This is a genomic window from Desulfosporosinus sp. FKA (assembly GCF_002196785.1).
GTDB classification, from domain to species: domain Bacteria; phylum Bacillota; class Desulfitobacteriia; order Desulfitobacteriales; family Desulfitobacteriaceae; genus Desulfosporosinus; species Desulfosporosinus acididurans.
In genome coordinates this window covers 36,544-59,177 of sequence record NZ_NAHZ01000010.1, presented here as the reverse complement: position 1 = coordinate 59,177, position 22,634 = coordinate 36,544, and the positions used below count along the sequence as shown (strand labels likewise).

The 22,634-nt window shown below is 43.5% G+C and carries 14 protein-coding genes and 1 riboswitch; of the genes, 6 read left to right on the top strand and 8 right to left on the bottom strand.

From position 1 onward, the window contains the following. Window positions 1–7 precede the first annotated feature (7 nt). From B5771_RS01305 to B5771_RS01295, 3 genes are all read left to right on the top strand, one after another. Window positions 8–2,395, top strand: coding sequence for a 3-hydroxyacyl-CoA dehydrogenase/enoyl-CoA hydratase family protein (locus B5771_RS01305; protein WP_088185914.1), 2,388 nt, complete (start codon window positions 8–10; stop codon window positions 2,393–2,395). 11 nt (window positions 2,396–2,406) lie between these two features. Then, window positions 2,407–3,564: an acetyl-CoA C-acyltransferase gene (locus tag B5771_RS01300; RefSeq protein WP_047811829.1), complete on the top strand. Its 1,158-nt coding sequence runs from the start codon at window positions 2,407–2,409 to the stop codon at window positions 3,562–3,564. A gap of 81 nt (window positions 3,565–3,645) precedes the next feature. Next, complete coding sequence (locus tag B5771_RS01295; protein WP_088185913.1) at window positions 3,646–4,989, top strand: acetyl-CoA hydrolase/transferase C-terminal domain-containing protein; 1,344 nt, start codon at window positions 3,646–3,648, stop codon at window positions 4,987–4,989. 289 nt (window positions 4,990–5,278) lie between these two features. Here B5771_RS01295 and B5771_RS01290 read toward each other — a convergent pair whose 3' ends face one another. Continuing rightward, window positions 5,279–5,626, bottom strand: a complete 348-nt coding sequence (locus B5771_RS01290; RefSeq protein WP_047811827.1) for a YggT family protein — start codon at window positions 5,624–5,626, stop codon at window positions 5,279–5,281. 103 nt (window positions 5,627–5,729) lie between these two features. Between B5771_RS01290 and cooS the strand changes: the two genes are divergently transcribed. Further along, window positions 5,730–7,643, top strand: coding sequence for an anaerobic carbon-monoxide dehydrogenase catalytic subunit (gene cooS, locus B5771_RS01285; RefSeq protein ID WP_088185912.1), 1,914 nt, complete (start codon window positions 5,730–5,732; stop codon window positions 7,641–7,643). Between the two features lie 153 nt (window positions 7,644–7,796). Here the strand turns inward: cooS and B5771_RS01280 are convergent, their stop codons facing one another. From B5771_RS01280 to B5771_RS01260, 5 genes are all read right to left on the bottom strand, one after another. Then, complete coding sequence (locus tag B5771_RS01280) at window positions 7,797–9,278, bottom strand: amino acid permease (RefSeq protein ID WP_088185911.1); 1,482 nt, start codon at window positions 9,276–9,278, stop codon at window positions 7,797–7,799. 271 nt (window positions 9,279–9,549) lie between these two features. Then, on the bottom strand, window positions 9,550–10,482 hold the full coding sequence (gene metA, locus B5771_RS01275; RefSeq protein ID WP_088185910.1) for a homoserine O-succinyltransferase: 933 nt from the start codon (window positions 10,480–10,482) through the stop codon (window positions 9,550–9,552). 142 nt (window positions 10,483–10,624) lie between these two features. Then, window positions 10,625–11,914, bottom strand: a complete 1,290-nt coding sequence (locus B5771_RS01270) for a homocysteine synthase (protein WP_088185909.1) — start codon at window positions 11,912–11,914, stop codon at window positions 10,625–10,627. Between the two features lie 182 nt (window positions 11,915–12,096). Further along, a riboswitch (SAM riboswitch) is annotated at window positions 12,097–12,204 on the bottom strand. 90 nt (window positions 12,205–12,294) lie between these two features. Then, complete coding sequence (locus B5771_RS01265; RefSeq protein WP_088185908.1) at window positions 12,295–16,527, bottom strand: 2-hydroxyacyl-CoA dehydratase; 4,233 nt, start codon at window positions 16,525–16,527, stop codon at window positions 12,295–12,297. 47 nt (window positions 16,528–16,574) lie between these two features. Continuing rightward, the gene (locus tag B5771_RS01260) at window positions 16,575–16,943 is read right to left on the bottom strand and encodes a metalloregulator ArsR/SmtB family transcription factor (protein WP_053006536.1); all 369 of its coding nucleotides are present in this window, start codon (window positions 16,941–16,943) and stop codon (window positions 16,575–16,577) included. Window positions 16,944–17,392: 449 nt separating this feature from the next. Here B5771_RS01260 and B5771_RS01255 point away from each other — a divergent pair, with 449 nt between their 5' ends. Next, window positions 17,393–20,833, top strand: coding sequence for an EAL domain-containing protein (locus B5771_RS01255; protein WP_172408117.1), 3,441 nt, complete (start codon window positions 17,393–17,395; stop codon window positions 20,831–20,833). Window positions 20,834–20,908: 75 nt separating this feature from the next. On the opposite strand, the gene B5771_RS01250 is transcribed toward B5771_RS01255, so the two are convergent. Then, window positions 20,909–21,433 carry a ferritin gene (locus B5771_RS01250; RefSeq protein WP_047811822.1) on the bottom strand — a complete coding sequence of 175 codons (525 nt, stop codon included), beginning with the start codon at window positions 21,431–21,433 and terminating at the stop codon, window positions 20,909–20,911. Window positions 21,434–21,578: 145 nt separating this feature from the next. Here B5771_RS01250 and B5771_RS01245 point away from each other — a divergent pair, with 145 nt between their 5' ends. Next, on the top strand, window positions 21,579–22,007 hold the full coding sequence (locus B5771_RS01245) for a universal stress protein (RefSeq protein ID WP_047811821.1): 429 nt from the start codon (window positions 21,579–21,581) through the stop codon (window positions 22,005–22,007). A gap of 62 nt (window positions 22,008–22,069) precedes the next feature. Here B5771_RS01245 and B5771_RS24495 read toward each other — a convergent pair whose 3' ends face one another. Further along, the gene (locus tag B5771_RS24495) at window positions 22,070–22,543 is read right to left on the bottom strand and encodes a hypothetical protein (RefSeq protein WP_207652666.1); all 474 of its coding nucleotides are present in this window, start codon (window positions 22,541–22,543) and stop codon (window positions 22,070–22,072) included. Window positions 22,544–22,634: the final 91 nt, after the last annotated feature.

Here is a 22,634-nt window from a genome sequence, read left to right as displayed (position 1 = left end):
GATATAAATGCAGATTTATAAAGTTGCGGTAATCGGGTCAGGCGTGATGGGAAGCACTATCGCCGCCCATTTAGCCAATGCCGGGATACCAAGTCTGTTGTTGGATATTGTCCCGTCAAAGCTTTCGGCCAAAGAAGAAGCGGCTGGATTAACTCTTGAGGACAAAAAGGTTAGAAATAGTATCGCAGAACAAAATAAAGCCAAACTGCTGAAGATGAATCCTGCCCCGCTCCTGGTTCCGGAGTTTGCAGAACGAATTGAGGTTGGCAACATAAGCGATGATTTAGGACGTTTAAGCGAGGTTGATTGGGTCATTGAGGTTGTCGTAGAACGGCTCGATGTTAAGAAGGATCTCTTTAAGAAGATAGCTGCTGTTGCTCGTCCAGGGACGATTGTTACGTCAAACACCTCAGGGATCTCACTTAAAGACATGGTGGAAGGGCTTCCGGAAAGCTTTACACGATATTTCTGCGGCACCCATTTCTTTAACCCGCCGCGGTATATGAAACTTTTGGAGATTATTCCAGGACCCAATACCGAACCACTTGTGATTGCTTATCTGAAAGAGTTTGGCGAGCGTGTTTTAGGTAAAGGTGTGGTTATGTGCAAAGACACGCCTAATTTCATAGCTAATCGCATTGGAGCTATCGGCTCACCTGTGTTGCTGAAAGAGATGCTTCGTTTAGGACTAACTGTTGAAGAAGTGGATGCTTTAACAGGACCCGTTATGGGACGTCCCAAGAGCGCTTCCTTTCGTTTAATAGATCTCGTCGGCCTCGATATCTTTATTCATTCCAACAATAATGTTGCCAATGGTGTTCCGGAGGAGAAGGATGACTTTGTTTTACCTGAGTTTATCTTCACGATGCAGAAAAACGGCTGGTTAGGCGATAAAACGAAGCAAGGCTTTTATAAAAAATCCAGAGGCCCTCAAGGTAATGTTATAGAAGTTCTAGATATCAAAACCATGACTTATGGTCCACCCAAAAAAGTATCGTTTCCTTGTTTGGACAAAGCAAAAGCGGCAAGAAACCTGCGCGAGAAGCTTCGTACATTAGTCAGCGGAGATGACGTCGGCTCCGAGTTTGCTTGGAATGTTTTAAAACCAACGCTTCTCTATGCCGCTAATTTAGTTAAAGACATTGCTGAGGATATCACCGGTATCGACGAGGGCATGCGCTGGGGCTATAACTGGGAAATGGGACCATTTGAACTTTGGGATGCTCTCGGTGTTAAAGCTACGGCAGACCGCATTGTTGCTGAAGGCGGTAAATTGCCTGCAATAGTGGAAGAATTGCTCTCGAAAGGATATGAGAGCTTTTATAGTAAAACGGAAGCTGGAGAGACCACCTATTATGACAACGGTGTCTACCGTCAAAAAGTAGTCAGCAGTTATTCCTTCTCTCTGAAGCAAGCTTACAAGACAGGCAAAGTTATTATGGGCAATGCCGGTGCAAGCTTAATAGATTTGAACGATGGGGTTGCTTGCTTGGAATTTCATTCTCCGAATAATTCTATCACCACAGATGTTGTGGAGATGATTTATAAGTCATTGGAAGAGGTTGAGAAAAATTACGCAGGAATGGTTATTGGCAACCAAGGTAAAAATTTCTGCGTGGGTGCTAATCTTATGGATATTCTTCGCGAAGCAGAGAAAGGCAGCTGGTCGGATCTGGATCAGGGCATTCGTCAATTACAAAATGCGACAATGGCGTTGAAATATGCGAAAAAACCTGTTGTAGCAGCTCCCTTCGGTATGACTCTTGGCGGCGGAGCAGAGATATGTCTGCACTCTCATGCTCTTCAGGCTTCTTCGGAAACCTATATAGGTCTTGTCGAAGTTGGGGTCGGTTTAATTCCTGCCGGAGGCGGAACCAAGGAAATGGCTGTCCGGGCGATGGAAGGAGTTTTGCCGGGAGTTCAAACTATTCCAGACTATTTCTTTGCCAAACGTTTTGAAGTGATAGCTATGGCTCAGGTCTCGACAAGTGCGGAAAAGGCTCGGCAACTCGGTTTTTTGCGTGACCACGATCGTTACAGCATGAACCCGGAACATATCCTTATGGATGCTAAAGCACGGGTCATTGACCTGGCACTCAACTTCAGACCTAATTTGCCGACGAAGGTGAAAATTGCGGGGGCCGGTGTTCGCGGCACTTTGGAACTGGCAATGTATGGAATGCTTGAAGGGCGTTATATCTCCGAATATGACCGGCATCTAGGCAACAAATTGGCTTATGCTATCACCGGAGGAGACCGTCCGGCAGGTATGCTCGTTGATGAGCAATATCTTTTAGATCTGGAACGTGAAGCCTTTTTAAGTTTGCTTGGGGAAGCGAAGACTTTAGATCGCATCCGCCATATGCTCACTAAAGGCAAGCCATTACGGAATTAGGGGGGAAAACAATGCAAGAAGCGTACATCATACAAGCGAAACGCACTGCGGTTGGAAAATCGGCCAGGGGTGCCTTAGCACAGGTTCGACCGGATGATTTAGGAGCTTATGTAATACAAGATGTTCTTCAGACTATTCCTGACCTTAATAGGGAGGAGATCGACGATCTTGTCCTGGGCTGCTCTTTCCCAGAAGGTGAGCAGGGGATGAACATGGCCAGAATTATGATCCGGCGTGCAGGTCTTCCCATTGAGGTTCCGGGTGTGACCATCAATCGTTTTTGTTCATCAGGGCTTCAGGCGATTTCCATGGCGGCAGACAGGATTCGTTTGGGTGAAGCAGATGTGATGCTTGCAGGCGGAGCAGAGAGTATGTCTTTGGTTCCCATGGGCGGGAGTAAACCGGCTCCAAATCCGTTTATGCTCGTTAATGCCCCGGAAGTATATCTCTCCATGGGGATTACCGCTGAGAATGTGGCTAAAAAATATGACGTCACCCGCGAGCAGCAGGATGTTTTCGCGGCACGAAGCCATCAAAAGGCTTGGGCAGCTCAAAGCAGCGGACGCTATGATGATGAGATTGTCCCGATTCCTCTGCCGACTTGGGGGAAACCGGGTGAGAAATGGTTCACTAAAGATGAGGGTATTCGTCCGGAGACCACAGTAGAAACTTTGGCAAAGCTCCGGCCTGCTTTTAAAAACGGAGGTTCAGTCACGGCAGGGAATTCCTCCCAGACAAGTGACGGGGCGGCAATAACTCTGTTGATGTCCGAACAGAAAGTGAAAACTCTTGGCCTAAAACCTTTAGCCGTTTGGCGCGGGTTTGCGGTTGCTGGAGTGGAACCTGAACTGATGGGAATTGGCCCGCTCAAGGCTATCCCTAAGGTACTCAAGCAAGTCGGCTTAAAGCTGGAGGATATCGATCTCTTTGAGTTAAATGAAGCCTTTGCTTCTCAATCGCTGGCGGTCATTAAGACGCTGGACATTGACCCGGAAAAAGTGAATCCCAATGGCGGTGCCATAGCTTTAGGGCATCCTCTGGGCTGTACCGGGGCCAAGCTAACTGCGACCTTACTGCATGAGATGATTAAACGGAAGAATAAGTACGGAATGGTCACAATGTGCATTGGCGGCGGTATGGGAGCGGCAGGGGTCTACGAATTATTGTAAAGTAAATTCCTCTTTTACAGCGCCTGCCTTGTAGTTCTGGCGGGCGCTGCCAGTGAAGTTTAATGGATGAGGAGGAAGAAGATGTCCGCAACAGTTAAAGAATATCAAAGTAAGCTCGTTTCCCCGGAAAAAGCAGTAAGTGGTGTTAAGAGCGGGGATTGGATCGGTTATTCCTATGCAGCTAATACACTGCCTGTCTTAGATCGGGCTTTAGCTGCACGAACCCCTGAACTATATGATATTCAGCTATTAGGCGGAGTTACAATGCGTCCCCATGCCTTTGTAAAAGCTGATCCCAAAGGGGAGCATTTTAATTGGAATTGTACACATTTTAGCGCAATTGACCGGAAGTATTATGACATGGGGAGAGCCTATTATATTCCTCTCAAGTATTCAGAAGTCCCGCGCTATGTTCTTGAAAACGTGCGCATGGACATCGCCATGATTCAAGTCAGCCCTATGGATAAACACGGATTTTTTAACTTAGGGCCAACAATTTCGCATTACTGGGCCAATGCGCGCAAAGCCAAAGTTATTATTGTGGAAGTTAATGAAGATATGCCAATCGCTCATGGAGGGTATGGCCATTATCTTCATGTTTCCGATGTTGATTATATTGTTGAAGGCGGTCATACCGGCATGCCTCAGGTTCCCTCCGAAGATCCCGGTGAAATTGACCATCAAATAGCAAACTACGTTCTGGAGAATATTAGAGATGGTGATTGCCTGCAGCTGGGAATCGGTACTATGCCTAATGCCTTAGGGCAGCTGATTGCTAAGTCTGATTTAAAAGATTTAGGAGTCCATACAGAAATGTTGGTTGATAGTTTTGTGGATTTAGTAGAAGCCGGCCGAATTTCCGGACGAAAAAAACAAGTTGATCCCGGCCGGATCGTTTACACCTTTGCCGCCGGAACGCAAAAGCTTTATGATTTTATTGATGATAATCCACAGGTTGCAGGTTATCCGGTAGATTATGTCAATGAGCGTGATATTGCCAGCCGCAATGACAATTTGGTTTCAATTAATAATGCTCTGGAAATCGATCTTTCTGGGCAAGTATGTTCGGAAACTATCGGCCCGCGTATGATTAGCGGAGCCGGCGGCCAATTAGACTTTGTTGATGCGGCTTATCATTCCAAAGGCGGAAGAAGTTTTATATGTATGGCTTCAACCTATACCGATGCGAAAGGGAAAATGCATTCTCGGATTAATCCTCTTTTGACAACAGGAGCGGTGGTAACAGATACACGTCCTGTGGTTCAATATATTGTCACAGAGTATGGCATTGTTAACCTCAAAGGGCAAACGACCTGGCAGCGGGCTGAACGTTTGATTAGCCTTGCCCATCCGGATTTTCGTGAAGATTTAATCCGTGAAGCACAAGCATTAAATATCTGGAGAAGAAGCAATAAAGAGATTTAAAGGCGGGAATATCAGCAGAATATAAATAGAAGTCTGGATCAATCATTTCTAATTGAATTATCAGTACGTGTTGTCATCATTAGAATCTTTTAAACGGTAAGCAATCAGTAATTTGAAAATGGTTTTTTAATTATAGTTTCCTTAAAGGGGCGTAGTGAACATAGGTTTTGCTACGCCTTTCTTTATCCAATCGTAAGACTCCCACTTCTTTAAGTGGGAGTGGGATCCTGTACTCTGCTTCGGTGGGGATAGTTCAGCTTTAGCTGAACGAGTTCACTCGACAGGGTTCTTAACGGTTTCCAACGTTATGAGAATTACGGCTGATATCAATCAGTTTAAGTACTCCCCAAGCCAGAACTGCATAGACAATCATTGCAATAATGGTTGATGATTCCAGCACTGACTGAGTTTCCAAACCCTTTGTGACAGCCGAAGGGAAAATTCCGGAAAATGGTGCTAAGAACACTTGAGTTACTGCATAGATGAGAGAAACAAAAGGACTAAGGGGATTAGCTCCGAGAAGTTTAAAGATAAGGCGAAAGGTGAATAAGACTTCGAGAACCCCTAAAACATAATAGACAATTTGTTTGGCTTTAAGATGTTCCGATCCCGTTTTTTTGGCAGTACTTTCGTCCATTTTTAGGCCTCCTTATGTTACGGCAAGTTTATCTTCTAGCATGTACATATTTAGGCATTTTGATGAGCAAACTTTGTATAACAATTAAAAAGGAGGATAGATAATGACTGAGACAATTTTAGAAAGGTCTGAGGGACGGGTAAGTTATCACGATTCCGTTGAAGAAATGCTGCCGAGAATTCGTGAGGATGGAATGTCCAATGTTTTTGACCGCTGGGCAAAACAGGAAAAAATACGGTGTAACTTCTGCTTACAGGGACTCAGCTGTCAGCAGTGTTCAAATGGACCATGCCGGATCAGCGAGAAGAGCGGACAAGACAGCGGTGTTTGCGGAATTGGCGCTGATGCAATGGCTATGCGCAAGTTGCTGCTGCAAAATATTATGGGTGCAGGGACATACAGCCATCATGCTTATGAAGCCTTTCGCACTCTTCGGGCAACAGGAGAAGGTAAAACTCCATTTAAAATAACCGACGTCAATAAACTTAAGTGGATGTGTCAGACGCTTGGCATTAATGTTAATCAAGACATTAACCAGTTGGCAATTCAATTAGCAGACCTGCTTAACCATCAGATGAATATTGGCACGGAAGAGCCAAACCTTATGGTTGAAGCCTTTGCACCGAAGAAGAGAAAGCAGGTTTGGAGAGATCTACATATCTATCCGGCGGGAACCGTTCATGAGGAACAGAACTGCGTGGCGAGTTGTCTAACGAATGTTGACGGAGATTATGTGTCTTTAGCACTTAAAGCTTTGAGACTTGGATTATCGACTATTTACAATTCCCAGATCGGGCTGGAAATGGTCCAAGATATCCTGTTTGGCACACCTCAACCTCATGAAGTCAATGTCGATTTGGGCATTATGGATCCTGAGTATGTCAATATCGTCTTTAATGGTCATCAGCCCTGGGCTGGAGCAGCAACCATCCAAAAGGCCAAGCTGCCGGAGATTCAAGCCAAAGCCAAAGCGGCCGGAGCGAAAGGCCTGAGAGTTGTTGGTTCCATCGAAACAGGGCAGGAGCTGCTGCAAAGGTTTCCCGTTGATGATGTTTTTGTGGGACTTATGGGGAATTGGCTTTCAATAGAACCTCTTTTAGCAACGGGGACAGTCGACGTAATGGCCATGGAGGAAAATTGCTCTCCACCGGCCATTGATATGTATGCGGAGAAATATCAGATTACTCTTGTTAGTGTCAGTACCATTATAGGAGTGCCGGGGCTTGAACATAAAATCCCTTATCATCCCAATGAAGTTGAAGCTATGGCTGATCAACTGATTAATTTGGGAATTGAAAACTTTAAAAAACGGCATGGAATAATTGTAGCTAAGGTTCCGAAGATTACCCAAAAAGCTATTGCGGGATTTTCTACAGAGGCCGTTCTGGGAGCTTTAGGCAACAAACTTGATCCGCTGGTTGACGTAATTGCTGCCGGAAAGATTAAAGGAGTTGTGGCCTTAGCAAACTGTTCTACCTTACGAAATGGTCCTCAGGATTGGAATACAGTTAACTTAACCAAGGAACTGATTAAACGGGATATTCTTGTCGTTGCCGGTGGCTGCGGCAATCATGCTTTGGAAGTAGCGGGCCTTTGTAATCTTGAGGCCGTAAAGATCGCCGGTAAAGGGTTAGGGGAAGTATGCAGCTCTTTGCAAATACCGCCTGTCTTGAGTTTCGGAACTTGTACGGATACGGGCAGAATCTCCATGTTGGTGACAGCGTTAGCGGATCATCTTGATGTTGACGTTCCCCAGCTGCCAATTGCCGTAACTGCTCCCGAGTGGATGGAACAAAAGGCTACCATTGATGGGGTTTTTGCTGTGGCCTATGGAACTTACACTCACCTTTCTCCGACGCCTTTTGTTACTGGAGCTCCTCAGCTGGTGAAGCTCTTGACTCAAGATGTCGAAGGATTGACAGGAGGGAAAATTGCTCTTGGCGACGATCCTGTGGAGGTTGCCAATAATATAGAAAATCACATTGTAAATAAACGAAAAGTATTAGGATTAAGTTAGAAAAGAAGTATCAAAAACTCAAACTCAAATTAATAATAAACAAACCACCCGTAAAAAGTTAAAGTCAAAAAGATGGCTTGAAGTTGTTTTAGTCAAGCCATCTTTTTGACTTTTGAAAGTAACCCTTTGGTTGTGCGAAACATTCCTATTCAATTAGGATTTATTCTTGGGCCTAAATCCTTCTGAAATCCGTTTTTCTGTTTTTTGGGCCAAATGCTGTAAGTTATGAAGGCTATTCTCAGAAGTAGGGGCGAGATGTTGATTTTGTATGGTCTCGGGAGTTTTAGGTTTTGCTCCGAGCTTGTGACGCAGAAAAAAATAAGCGCCTGCTGTAATGACTATCAAGCTTAGACCTAAAAAGAAGGAAGCTCTTTGGTCAGGAATCGCAAAAGCGGAGAAGAAAACTCCAATAAAAATCGCGGTAACTATAATATTGCTTACCGGGTATCCAACGACGTGGGTTTTATAGTCTTTTCGGTTTTCGAGAAACTTTGGACGCAGACGCCAATGGGCGAGACTGATTGTTAAAACGTTGACCAGTGAGAGAAGACCACTGGCACCGGTTACCAGCAGGTATATTTTGTTAGGAATAACATAGGAGAGGAAAGCAATACCTACTAGAAAGACGTTTGTAAACAGCAGGGCGCGCCTGGGGACCGCCTTTTTAGTAACTTTATTAAAAAGGTGCGGTGCTTCTCCTTGTTGGGCAAGGGCGTTTAACATACGAGATGTTCCATACATGCTGGCGCTCATTGCCGATAATGTTGCGGTAAGAATGACGAAATTCATAATAGATTGGACGATGGGGATTTTGTAAGGCAACAAAGCGCTGACATAGGGACTGGTACTGGCATTGTAAGTGGTCCACGGGTGGAGCAGGATAAGGAATAAAACAGAAATAACGTAAAAGGTTGTTACTAAAAATGAGGTAATAAGCACCACCTTGGGCACTGTTTTTTCAGGATCGGAGGATTCTGTGATTGCCAATCCAACTACTGAAGTGCCTGAATAGGCATAAAAAACAAGTAAGAGGGAACCTGCGAACCCAGATAAACCATGAACAAAGAAAGGGGTATTAGAGATGTTGTGCCAGCCCGGGGCACCTCCGAAGAGAGGAAAAAAGACAAGAACGATACCTAATATGATAAACCCAATTAGGGCAATTACCTTCACAATCGCCAGACCTGATTCCAATTTGCCAAATCCTCGTGGATCTGAAAGATTGACTCCGGTCAGAATGACTGTATAAATAACAATAAAAGCCCAGAGAGGAATTCCCGGAAACCAGAGAGCGCTGAAAATTGCGGCAGCAGTTGCCTCACTGGACATGACAAGAATTCCTGAGATCCAGTATAGCCAGCCGATAATAAACCCTACTCCCGGACCAAAAGCTTTGGCCGCATAGGTTTGAAATGAACCTTTCTCCGGGTCGAGTAAGGAGAGTTCAGCCAAAAAAGATAAGTTAAAATACATCAAGATTCCCATGATGGCATAAGCAAGAATAATAGAAGGGCCAGAAAGCCTGATTGTTAAGCCCACTCCCAGAAACATTCCTGCGCCAATGATACTCCCGATAGCCAACATCGTTAAAGAAAATGCCGACATTTTAGAAGATTTATCTTGTATTGATGTCAAATTTGTTGCTTCCTTTCCTATGTTTGTTATTTCTAAAATAGCATTCCCAGCTTTTAGAGATCTATGACGTGATTCACTTTAAAAATTAAAGCCGCTTAGGGAGTCCGCCAAGCCATAAAACGTTTGTCATCATTTACAAATGGTTCCTCTACAATTCTGGTTATAAAAAAGGCACACCTCAAATATTGGAGATCCAACATTTGGAGTGCGCCTTTTTCACTTCTTTTAAGCGGGGGGGTTCCCATACATCTTCGCTGATAGAGTCCATCCTTCAGCGCGACAGCATACCGCCAAGATCATAGGGTGTTTCTTGGTAGACGTAATAATTCAACCAGTTCTGAAATAGTAAATTTGTATGTGAGCGCCATCTGTGGACAGGAATTTTTGTGGGATCGTCGTTAGGGAAGTAGTTCTTGGGAAGAGCCAGCGGGAGACCTTTGGCAAGATCACGGTCATATTCTTCTTTCAGGGTTAAGGTATCATACTCAGAATGACCGGTGACAAAGATGTGGCGTCGATCCCTGGAAACCACAATGTATACTCCTGCTTCGCTGGACTCGGATAATATCTCTAGTTCGGGATGTTCAGCAAGGTCACTGCGTTTGGTTTCCGTGTGACGAGAGTGGGGAACATAGAATTCGTCATCGAACCCCCTTAAGAGCTGCATACCGTTAAAACCGCTCCTATTGACATCGTGTTTAAAGACACCAAACATTTTCTCCGGCAAAGGGTATTTTGGGATGCCATAATGGTGATACAATCCGGCCTGAGCCCCCCAGCATATGTGAAACGTGGAGGTGACGTGAGTTGTTGTCCAATCCATAATTTCCTGGAGGTCCTTCCAGTAGGTAACCTCTTCGAAGTCCAAGTGTTCTACCGGTGCCCCTGTAATAATCATGCCATCATAGTTATGGTTTTTAATATCGGTGAAGCTTTGATAAAAAGCATCTAAGTGTTCCTGAGAGGTGTTTTTGGAATGATGGCTTTCAATTCGCAAAAGAACTATTTCGACTTGCAAGGGAGAATTTCCAAGCAGTCTTAAGAGTTGAGTTTCTGTAGTTTCCTTACGGGGCATAAGATTAAGGATTACAATTTTTAAGGGACGAATATCTTGGTGAAAAGCACGTTCGTATCCCATGACGAAAATATTTTCTTGATTGAGTATTTCCATAGCCGGTAAATGTTCCGGGATTTTAATCGGCATTTAACTAAACCTCCGTTTCAACTGCAAGATAAAGGATTTTTAGTAAAAATTAAAAGTATTTGGAAGCTCTGCAGATTTGTTGTCAGCACTCAGATTGTGATAAACAGGAGGTTCTATCATATGAATTTTGAGTACATATTACTTAATTCTGGCTGGCACTAAGAGCTTGGTCCAGATCATAAAGGAGGTCATCAATAGTCTCTAAGCCGATAGAGAGGCGAATCATATCGGGTGATATTCCGGCAGCGCGCTGGGAGGCCTCATCAAGCTGCTGATGAGTGGTGCTTGCCGGGTGAATAACAAGTGATTTGGCATCTCCCACGTTGGCTAGATGTGAAAACAACTGCAGCTTGTTGATGAATTTTTCTCCCTCACGTAGACCGCCTTTTACGCCAAAGGTAAAGATTGAACCGGCACCTTTGGGCAAGTATTTTTGGGCAAGGGTGTGATAGGGACTGTCAGTCAGGCTGGGATAATTTACCCAAGTGACGAACTGATGTCGGTTTAGAAATTCTGCCACCTTTTGCGCGTTTTCCACATGCCGTTCCATACGAAGGGGAAGGGTTTCTAAGCCCTGTAAAAATAGGAAGGAGTTAAAAGGGGATAGAGCAGCTCCTGTATCACGCAGAAGGGATACTCGTGCCTTGGTAATATAAGCGGCTCTGCCGCAGGCTTCGGTATAAACAATTCCATGGTAGCTGGGATCTGGCTCGCTCAGCCCGAGGAATTTGCCGTTATGCCAGTTGAAATTTCCGGAATCAACAATGACTCCTCCAATAGATGTCCCGTGTCCGCCGATAAACTTCGTTGCCGAATGAACGACGATATCAGCGCCATGTTCAATAGGACGGCATAAGTAAGGGGAGGCAAAGGTATTGTCCACGATGAGCGGAAGATTATTTTCGTGAGCGATAGAGGCAAGTTTCGTAATGTCGGCTACATTGATTTGAGGATTGCCAATGGTTTCGGTATAGAGAGCTTTCGTTCGTTCCGTAATTTTAGCCCGAAATTCTTCCGGGTGATCGCCGTTTACAAAGTGAGTTTTAATCCCCAGTTTAGCCAAGGTATAGGCAAACAAGGTATACGTACCGCCGTAAAGAGAGCCCGAAGCAACAATTTCATCCCCGGCTTGGGCGATGTTAAGGATGGCATACGTAATAGCCGCTTGTCCAGATGATGTGGCCAAGGCCCCTACGCCTCCTTCAAGGAGGGCAAGGCGCTGTTCAAAAACATCTTGCGTCGGATTCATGATCCGAGAATAAATGTTGCCGGATTCCTTTAAGGCGAAGAGGTTAGCAGCATGTTCTGTGTCATTGAAAACAAAGGAAGAGGTTTGGTAGATGGGAACGGCACGGGAATTAGTTGCTGAATCGGGACTTTGCCCTCCATGTAAAGAAACAGTTTCAAATCCAAATTGGCGTTTTTCAGTCATTGCATTTCTCTCCTTTTCTGAATAGGTTTTTCGTGACGGTAATTTTCAAGCACTTTTGAGGCTCTTGATTCACTGCCGTTTGAGTTTTTAGGTTATTAGGAGAGGGTAAGTTCAGCGAAGTTATTGATAAAAAAAGAAAACGACCGCTTCAGAGAAGCGGTCGTTAAGTATTTAACACGCTGCTCTCATCTCTCAGAACCTAGGGTTCTGCTGGAATTAGCACCTTATAGCGTTTTGCTATCGGTTGCCGGGCATCATAGGGCCAGTCCCTCCGCCGCTCTTGATAAGAGATTCAATATTTACTTGGATTGAAGATAATACAGCTAATATATAATAAACTACTTTTTCTGTCAAGATTAAATTAGTTGACGCTGTTCAATTTAGAGGTTCTCCATGGCGACTGACAGCATTAATTTAATCCGATTAAGCTGATTGACTTCACTGGCTCCGGGATCGTAGTCAATGGGTGCAATGTTGGACGCGGGATAAGAGCGGCGGAGTTCACGAACCATACCTTTTCCCGTAATATGGTTTGGTAAGCAGGCAAAGGGCTGCAAACAAACGATATTATTGACTCCGCTGCGAATCAATTCAACCATTTCTCCGGTCAGAAACCAGCCTTCTCCTGATTGATTGGCAAGGGAAAGATGGTTTGAAGCATACTTGGCAATTTCTTCGATAGGTTTGGGAGCTGTAAATCGTTTGCTGGCATTAAGGGCTTTTTTCATCTCTCGCCGAAAGGCTTCTATCCGACCGATAGTGAAATCGCCGGATACCATTCGCCAAAAACTACCGGACAGTTGTTTATATTTGATACGATTATCAAAGGCTCCGTATAAAAGAAAGTCTGCGAGGTCAGGTACAACTGCCTCAGCGCCTTCAGACTCCAGCAGTTCTACAATGTTGTTATTGGCAGTGGGATGGAATTTGACAAGAATTTCACCTACGACGCCAACTTTAGGTTTAACCCAATCCTCATGAATGGGGAGAGTGTCAAAGTCCTGGACAATTTGTCGAATGTTCTTCTCATATTCCTTGGTATTACCTGTTTTTAAAGATTCTTGACAACGCTTCACCCATGATTCGTATAAGTGATTGGCAGAGCCTGGTTCTTGTTCGTAAGGGCGTACTCGATAAAGAACACGCATCAAGAGGTCGCCATAGATCAAGCCCTGCATTACTTTTTTAAAGATCGGAAGCGTTATTTTAAAGCCTGGATTTTGCTCTAAGCTTGATGAATTTCCTGTATTTAATGCCACAACTGGGACGTGTCCCAAATGGGCGTCTGCCAAGGCCTTACGGATAAAAGCAATATAGTTGGTTGCCCGGCATCCTCCGCCGGTTTGAGAAATAATTACCGAGGTGTTGTTTAAATCATACTTGCCGGAATTTAAAGCTTTCATGATTTGTCCAACGACAATAATAGCCGGATAGCAAGCATCATTATGCACGTATTTTAGGCCTTCATCAATGGCTGATTTATCGACGGAAGGTAAAATTTCGATAGTATAGCCTGCCATTTCAAAGCCGGTTTGAAAAAACTGAAAGTGAATGGGGGACATTTGGGGGACTAAGAGAGTATGATTTTTTTTCATTTCCATAGTAAAGATGACGCGAGGAGGTCTTGTGATTAACTTTTCTGGGGTTACCTGACGTTTGTCACGTTCATTGATGGCAGCAATTAAAGAACGTACACGAATTCGGGCAGCCCCTAAATTATTAATTTCGTCAATTTTGATGACGGTATAAATCTTGCCGTAAGCTTCGAGAATTTCTTTGACTTGGTCCGTAGTGACTGCGTCTAACCCGCATCCGAAGGAGTTTAACTGGATCAACTCCAGAGAACTCTGTTGGGCGACATAGCTTGCCGCGGCGTAAAGCCTTGTATGGTATACCCACTGGTCGACAATCCGCAAAGGCCGTTCAACCTGGTTAAGATGACTAATGGAGTCCTCAGATAAGACGGCAAACCCGTAGGATTGAATCATCTCCGGAATTCCATGATTAATTTCAGGATCAAGATGATAAGGCCTTCCCCCCAGAACGATACCCTTTATTTGATGGTCTTTAATATATTGAAGGGCTTCTTCTCCCTTTTGCCGGGAGTCCTTTTTATAATTGTCTAATTCCGCATAGGCTTTTTCCATCGCTTTAAGAATTTCTCTGCTTGGAATTCCTTCCGGTGCTAACTCCTCAATTAAACGTTTACCCATTCTGTGTGGATTATCAAGAGGAAAAAACGGGTGATAAAACGTTATCTTCGGGCTTCTCAGGATGTCCATGTTGGCGTTAATCGTTTCCGGATAAGAGGTAACGATAGGACAATTGTAATGATTATTGGATGATGGGTCTTCTTGACGATTGTAGGGTATGCAAGGATAGAAGATTTTAGTTATCCCTTTTTTCACTAAATCAGCAATATGACCATGGGCAAGTTTAGCTGGATAACAAGCCGATTCCGAAGGTATTGTATCCATACCTTTTTCATAAAGCGGTTTCGAGGATCGCCCGGAAAGAATGACTCGATACTTTAATTCGGTAAAGAAAGTAAACCAGAAGGGGTAATCTTCATAAATATTTAAGACTCTGGGAATTCCGATGGTACCTCGAACAGCTTTCTCGGGCACTAAGGGGATATAGTTAAATACTCGCTTGTATTTATAGGTGAAGAGGTTCGGGATTTCGGATTTGGTGATGGTTTTGCCTTCACCACGTTCACAGCGATTTCCAGAGAAAAATTCATTGCCGTTGGAAAAACGCCGAATTGTGACTAAGCAGTTATTTCCGCACAGGCCGCATCGCTTCATAGAGGTTTCCGAAGATAGTTCTTGAAGTTCGGCAAGAGGCAGGAGAGTTGTCTGATAGCTGGTCTCGAAGCGATCTTTGGCAATCAGCGCAGCACCAAAAGCACCCATAATTCCGGCAATATCAGGTCGTACGACTTCACGATTTACGAGTTGTTCGAGGGCTCTCAGGACCGTATCATTATAGAATGTTCCTCCCTGGACAACAATCTTTTGCCCCAGTTCATCAGCGTTTCGTAAGCGGATGACTTTGAAAAGGGCGTTTTTAATCACAGATATCGCAATACCGGCTGAAATATCGCTGACCTCAGCGCCTTCTTTCTGGACTTGTTTAACCTTGGAGTTCATGAAGACAGTACACCGTGTACCGAGGTCGACCGGATGTTTCGATTCTTGGCCGATCTTAGCAAATTCTTGGACACTCATATTCAGAGATTGGGCAAAAGTCTCCACAAACGAGCCGCATCCTGATGAACAAGCTTCATTTAAAGTGATGGATTCGATAACTCCATTACGGATGACCAAGCTCTTCATATCTTGTCCACCGATATCCAACACGAAATCAACGCCGGGAAGAAAAAAGTTCGCGGCTGTATAATGGGCTACCGTTTCAATTTCTCCAATGTCGACTTTGAGAGCTGCTTTAATGAGATGTTCTCCATAGCCGGTAACAGCTGAATTACGAATTTTAATATTTGGATTTAGTTTTTGATAAAGGTTTTTTAAAGCGTTAGCAGTTGATTCAAGGGGATTCCCTTGATTACTGTCATAGAAGGAATAAAGCAAGCCTCCCTGCTCATCAATCAGGGCTAGTTTCGTTGTTGTTGATCCGGCATCAATGCCCAGGTAAGCATTCCCTTGATAAGTCTCTAAATCCACACGTTTGACTCTATTCTCTGCGTGTCTTTTCTTGAAAGTCTCATACTCCTCAGTATCTTTGAAGAGGGGATTTAACTCCGCATTTTCGTCATTGCTTATTTTATAGATCATCGGTGCTCGTTCATATAAACACTCTTGAGTAAAAGGCTGTTGATTTCGTGAGGAAAGTGCAGCACCGATGGCCACGAAGTATTGAGAGTCATCGGGGAAAATAATACTTTGGTCATCTAAATGCAAGGTTTCAATAAAACGTTTCCTAAGTTCCGAAAGGAAAAACAAAGGACCGCCCAAAAAAGCCACGTTACCCGTAATCGGGCGTCCTTGAGCCAAACCACTAATGGTTTGATTGACAACAGCTTGGAAGACAGAAACGGCAATATCCTCTTTAGCAGCCCCCTCATTAAGCAAGGGTTGAATATCAGTTTTTGCAAATACGCCACAGCGTGAAGCAATGGGATAAATAGTTTTATGATTTTTAGCTAATTCATTTAATCCCAGAGCATCTGTTTGCAGTAATGAGGCCATCTGGTCGATAAAAGCTCCGGTTCCTCCGGCACAGGTTCCGTTCATTCGTTGTTCAAGAGAATCACCAAAATAAGTGACCTTAGCATCTTCACCGCCTAGTTCGATGGCAGCATCAGTCTTGGGAATAACCAGTTTTATGGCGTTAGAGCATGCCATGACTTCCTGAATAAAGGGAACATCTAATGTTTGAGAAATGTTATATCCTCCCGAACCGGTGACCATTAAGGTTAAAGCATGTCCTTGGAGAATTGCTTTGGCATCCTCAAGCATCATAACCACTGTATTACGAATATTGGAAAAATGCCTTAAATAATTTTTGTAGACTATCGTTCGATTCTTATCGAGCACGACAAGTTTTACTGTCGTGGAACCTACGTCTAATCCGATATTTAAAACTCTACTCATTTTCATCCTCCACTTGACGTATTATGCCAAATTATTTCCAAAGGTTGTTATCTTGGGAGGTGGTTACAATGGTTGAGTGCTTCTTCTAAGATGATTTTAACGTGCTCATCATGGATACAATAGTGCACGTGTTTGCCCTCTTTATGAGATCGAGCAAGTCCCAAGTTTTTAAGCAAGCGTAAATGGTGAGAAGCTCCTGAGACCGTTAAATCTGTAATCTGGGCAAGATCGCAAACGCAAAGGTTTGGCTCTTGGAGTAAGGCATAAATAATTTTTACCCGCGTTTCATCAGCAAGTGCCTTAAATATAGGCGTTACGCCTTCCATTTGCGCAAGCGAGTGAGACAATTCCTTTGACCGGTGAGGGGGAATGTGACAATCCAGATTGCAGAAGTTTTGGTGGGTGATACGGTTCAAAAGGTATTCCCCCTTATTTAGTTTACTTCATAAACATTATAATGATTGCTTGAATGTTTGTAAATATTTTTTGTTGATCAATATTTTGAAACAAGCAATTATTAGTAGTTTATGGATATCTCCTTATTAGTTTTAATATGCAGATTCTAAGATTATAGGACTCCCTAGTACTACTTTTATGTAAGTTGCGGCAATTTTGATACAAGCTGCTGCCAAACCGCTCACATTTCTACAAGTGGGAGGCTACAAGTGGGAGTAGTTCTCATCAGCTTTAGTTGAACGAGTCCATTGTCGATATGAAAGAAAATTGGCAGAGATCTTTGAAAAATTTAAACTATTAAAAGGTGTAGGTCAATTTATGTCGAATAATGTATATAATTTTAGCACGACTGTCGGATAAGATCGGAAACCATTACCCCAAAAAGGCCTTTCCGTTGTGGAGGTATCGAATGGAAACGTTTATAAAAAGTGAATTTCAATATCAGGTTATGACGTCTGCTTTAGCTGAAAAGGTGTCGCTGTTAGAGACTATTTTCGCCGCTGTTCGAGAGGGAGTTTTACTGCAGGACGAAAATGGGATTATTCTTAGTGCAAATCCGGCTGCCAAAGAATTATTGGCAGCAGGCTTAAGTGAATTAAAGTCTGAAGACTATATAAAAAATCCAACAAAATGGACTTGTGAAGACGGGAAGTTTCTAATATGGCGGGAACATGCGCTTAAGACTATCCATAAGTCTTCGGAGCAAACAGGTGAGATTAGAATTCTTCATCGGTTTACTCCATACCCATGCTGGCTGAGTATTCGCAGTCTTGTGCTGCCCTCAGATTATAAGTCTTCGGTCCGGGTTTTAACGACTCTCAGCGACATTACCCAGATTCAATACACGGAATACAGAGAAAGAATCCTTTATGGGATTACTAAGCGTGTGTTGGAAGAACAACCGTTAACAGATATTTTACAATATCCTTGCAATGAATTAGTGCATACTTTCGGGTACCCGTTAGCAATCATTGGACTCCAAGGAAAAAAAGGTTCTTTAACTTTAGTGGCACAAGCAGATCTTTCGGGCCATTCTGCTAAAATACAAATGCTATGGAACAATAACCGTAAAGAATCTTGCGGATTTGAAAAAGCAATACGAACCGGTAAACCTCAGATCCATGATGTTTGGCAAAATGCTCTGGATTATCCCTGGTGGCCAATCTACTCAGAACTTTCCATTCGGTCGGAAGGGGCCTTTCCTTTAACAACAAAAGGAAAAACGATAGGTGCTTTGGTCTTGTATGCCTCAAGCGAAGACTATTTTACCCCTTCCAGAGTTAACCTCATTCAATCCCTTGCAGATCAGCTGGCATTAGTACTCTGGACGTCAGAAAACCAGGGCCAACTTCAACTTCAAAATAAGGCGCTTGTTGCTGCTGCAAGTTCCATTATTATCACTAATCGAGCGGGAGAAATACTTTGGGCCAATCCCGCTTTTGCCAGATTATCCGGGTACTCCCTGAATGACATTCTGGGAAAGACTATGAGCTTTATTTCTTCAGGACATCAGGATAAGATTTTCTATCAAAATTTATGGCGAACCATTCTCGAAGGTAAAACCTGGCATGGAGAGTTAATTAATCGTCGAGCTGATGGATCTTGTTATAACGAAGAAATGACCATAACGCCTGTCATCGATAATAACGACAGAGTAATAACTCATTTTATCGTGGTAAAGCAAGATATCAGTGATCGTTTATCCATTCAAAATGCTCTGCTGCGTCAAGAAGAATTGTATCGTGATATGTTTGAAACGATGAGCAGTGCGGTACTTGTTTTTAAGCCTATTAACCAGGGAGAGGATTTTCTCTGCACAGCTCTTAATCAAGCAGCGGAAAAAATTGAAAATATAACCAGGCAGCAAGGGGTTGGCGCACACCTTGATGAAGTCCTTCCGATGGCCAAAGAATTAGGTGTCTGGGATCTCGTTCTTCAAGTATATCGGACCGGAGAGAAGAGGAATTTTCCTGCTGTCTATTACCAAAACCAACGATGCTCAGGGTGGAGCGAAGGGGTTATTTATAGACTGGCGACAGGTGACATTGTCTTTCTATATGATGATGTGACCCAGCGTATACTTAATGAAAAGGCACTTTGGCAGGAAAAGGAGCGTGCCCAAGTAACACTGGCTTCCATCGGAGATGGTGTGATTACCACAGATGTGGGAGGAAAAATCACCTATCTCAATCCCGTCGCAGAAACGATGACAGGCTGGGCTGATAAGGATGCTGTTGGTTTATACATCGAGCAGGTATTTGATGTTTATCATGGGAATACGGAACTGCCCTTAGTTCAGCCTCTATATCAATGCCTGCGGGAACGTAAAGCGGTCACGTTGTCAAATACTTCTATTTTGAAACATCGACTTCGTCGCCAGGCCTATCATATTGAAATATCAGTGACGCCCATGCGTGATCGGGAGGAAACAATGATTGGAGCCGTCTTAGTCTTTCACGATGTCACTGAGAAAAGAGCCCTGCTTGACCGTATATCTCATCAGAAAAATCATGATGCCTTAACGGATTTGCCTAATCGTTTATTGTTAAAAGATCGCCTGTACTTGGCTATCTTACAGGCCCGCCGTCGCCAAGAACAAGTTGCTGTCTTCTTTCTGGATATGGATGACTTTAAACTTGTTAACGATACCTTTGGACACGCGCAAGGTGATGCCTTACTTTGTCAGGTCGCTGAGCGCTTTAAAAATGCCTTGCGGCCTGATGATACAGTTGCCAGACAAGGCGGAGACGAATTTATCATTTTATTACCCGAGCTCTCTTCAGAACAGCAAGCTGCCCAGATTGCTCGGAAATTGTTGAAGGTACTAAATGCTCCATTTCAGATTGGCGATCAAGAGACTTATATTACAGCGAGTTTAGGTATAGCTCTTTATCCTGTTGACGGCGAAGATCCGGAAGTACTGATCCAACACGCCGATATGGCGATGTATCATGTTAAAGCTGAAGGTCGCAATCACTATCATTTTTATACTGAAGCTCTTAACCAGCGTTTGTCGGAACGATTAAAACTGCAAAATGAAATACGTCGTGCTTTGCAAAAAGGGGAATTTATTCTGGAATATCAGCCTCAATTTAATCTGAAAGATGAGCAGATTTGTGGTTTTGAAGCGTTAGTGCGCTGGCAGCATCCTGAAAGAGGCCTTCTGCCTCCAAGTAAGTTTATTGCAATCGCCGAAGAAAGCGGCCTTATCTTGCCCTTAGGAGAATGGGTTTTACGGTCTGCCTGCGAACAAAATAAATGTTGGCAGGATTTGGGCTATCCCCCTGTGAGCATGGCAGTAAATCTTTCTGCGCGTCAATTCCGTCAGAAGGACCTTGTTGAGAAGATCTCCCAGATCATTAAGGAAACCGGTTTGGAAGCCCAATGGTTAGAATTGGAGATTACCGAAACTTTGAGTATGGAAGACGTGGCCTTAAGTTCGGAGATCCTTCGGAAAATGAAAGCTATGGGTATACGACTTTCTATCGATGATTTTGGAACAGGATTTTCATCCTTAAGTTATTTAAGTCGTTTTTCTCTGGATGCTCTGAAAATTGACCGCTCCTTTATTTTTTCTCTAATGGAACATCCTGACAGGCAAGCCATTGTTCTGACAATAATACAATTAGCTAAGAATTTGGGACTCAAGGTCATCGCCGAAGGAGTAGAACGTACTGATCAGTTGGATTTTCTGCGTAGGAAAGACTGTGACGAGGTTCAGGGATATTTGCTGGCTAAACCTGTTTCGGCGGAAGAGGCTGAACGCTTCTTTAATCTTGATTTAAAGGAATTAGTGAACTCGGAAGACTCTACCCCACCTGAAGTTAACGAAGGACCCACCTCCAATTGAGAAGCGGGGGTCTTAAAAACTGGACAAATCATAAGACTCTCTCTTCTCCAAGTGGGAGTGGTTCCGGATACCTTGTTATAGAAGTGTTATTCCAGGGATAACTGCAGGGGTATACACTCTTTGCGAAAGCTCGTTGTCAATCATAAAAAGCCCTGCCCCGTCTTCTTTGATAAGTTTCAATTTTTTTAAAACACGCCCCATGTTTTCCTCTTCTTCGGTTTGTTCTGTAATATACCATTGAAGAAAGATTTCGGTAGTATGATCTTTATTTTCTCGTGCAATGTCCATGAGGGAATAGATTGATTGGGTCACGAATTGTTCATGACTTAAAGCGACCTCAAATACTTCTTGGGAGCTGGAAAAATCGTTTTGGGGTTTTGCAATTTCAATTAGTGTGACCTTCCCGCCAATCTTATTGAGATAATTGAAGAAGCCTAAAGCATGATCGCGTTCTTCTTGAACTTGAACACGAAAGTAATTAGCAAAACCGTCAAGATTCTGGGATGAAAAATATGCTTGCATGGCAAGATATAAGTAACCGGAAAAAAGTTCTTTGTTCAGTTGGCCATTTATGGCATGAATCATGTTTTCCTTCTGCATGTGAGTAACCGCCCTTTCTGTTATTAGATAACTTCTTCTTTTAGAATTCTTCTACATATAAGCAATAAATCCTGCATATAAATTATGTGCGTTATAATTCTCCTTACTATTTGTGGTCAACGACAGCGGTGGAATGGAGGTTATTATGTTTAATAAAATATTAGTGCCCACGGACGCTTCTGAGTATTCTCGCCGTGCCTTTAAAATGGCTTTGGACCTTGCTCGGACTTTCCACTCTGAGATTGAGCTGCTTTTCGTAACCTATGTTCCTGAAGCATATTGGGGATACAGTATCGCAGCCAATTTAATTATTCCGCCGGAACAACTAGAAGAGGGAGGAGAGTTAGTTTTAGATACTACCCTCGAAGGAATGGATGTTGATGGCGTAAAAATTACCAGGAAAAAAATTGAGGGGCATCCTGCTGCTCGGATATCTTCTGAAACAGAACGTGAAGAAATCGATTTGGTAGTTATGGGCAGTCATGGCTATGGTCCTCTAGCGGGTTCAATGCTGGGAAGTGTCAGTCAAGGTGTCTTGCAGCGAGTTAAGTGTCCGGTTCTTATTGTTAAATAGACGGACACCATAAAAAGGGTGGATTATCGTTATTCCACCCTTTTTAGATAGTTAAACACTAATTAAAAAGGAAATCCGAGGCGGCGAATGACTGCAAATCCAGCTTTTTTGGCGAGGGGTATAACTAGTCTGCGCACAAAGGGAGAACCTAGACGCTGAGCGAGTGGTATACCAACATTTTTGGCCAAAGGCGGACCGAAGTTTTGGAGAAGAGGTAATCCGATCTTGCGAGCCAGAGGCGGGCCATATTGTTTCATAAGAGAGGGACCATATTGTTTCAGGAGAATTCCTGCTTGTTGCTGCCAAAGGTCTGATGTTTTAGAGACAGAAGATGAAGGCTGTTTTTCGACTCGGTGAGAGTTTTGCTGTAACGATGGGAAAGGTTTGACATTCTCTTGTTTTGCGGATACTTCAGATTTAATGAGAGATGAGGCAGCGGGTTTGGGAGCAGTTCCCTGGAAGGGAATTTGTCCCGGCCGTTGTTGCTTGCTTGAAGTAAAGGTTTGTGTCTGAATAGGAGAGGGAAATGAAGCCATGGGCAAAACCCCCTTTAAAATCTGCGGATGTTTTTTTATAATACACTATATGAAATATATGGAAGAATGTTTAACATTTGGATGGCCGTTA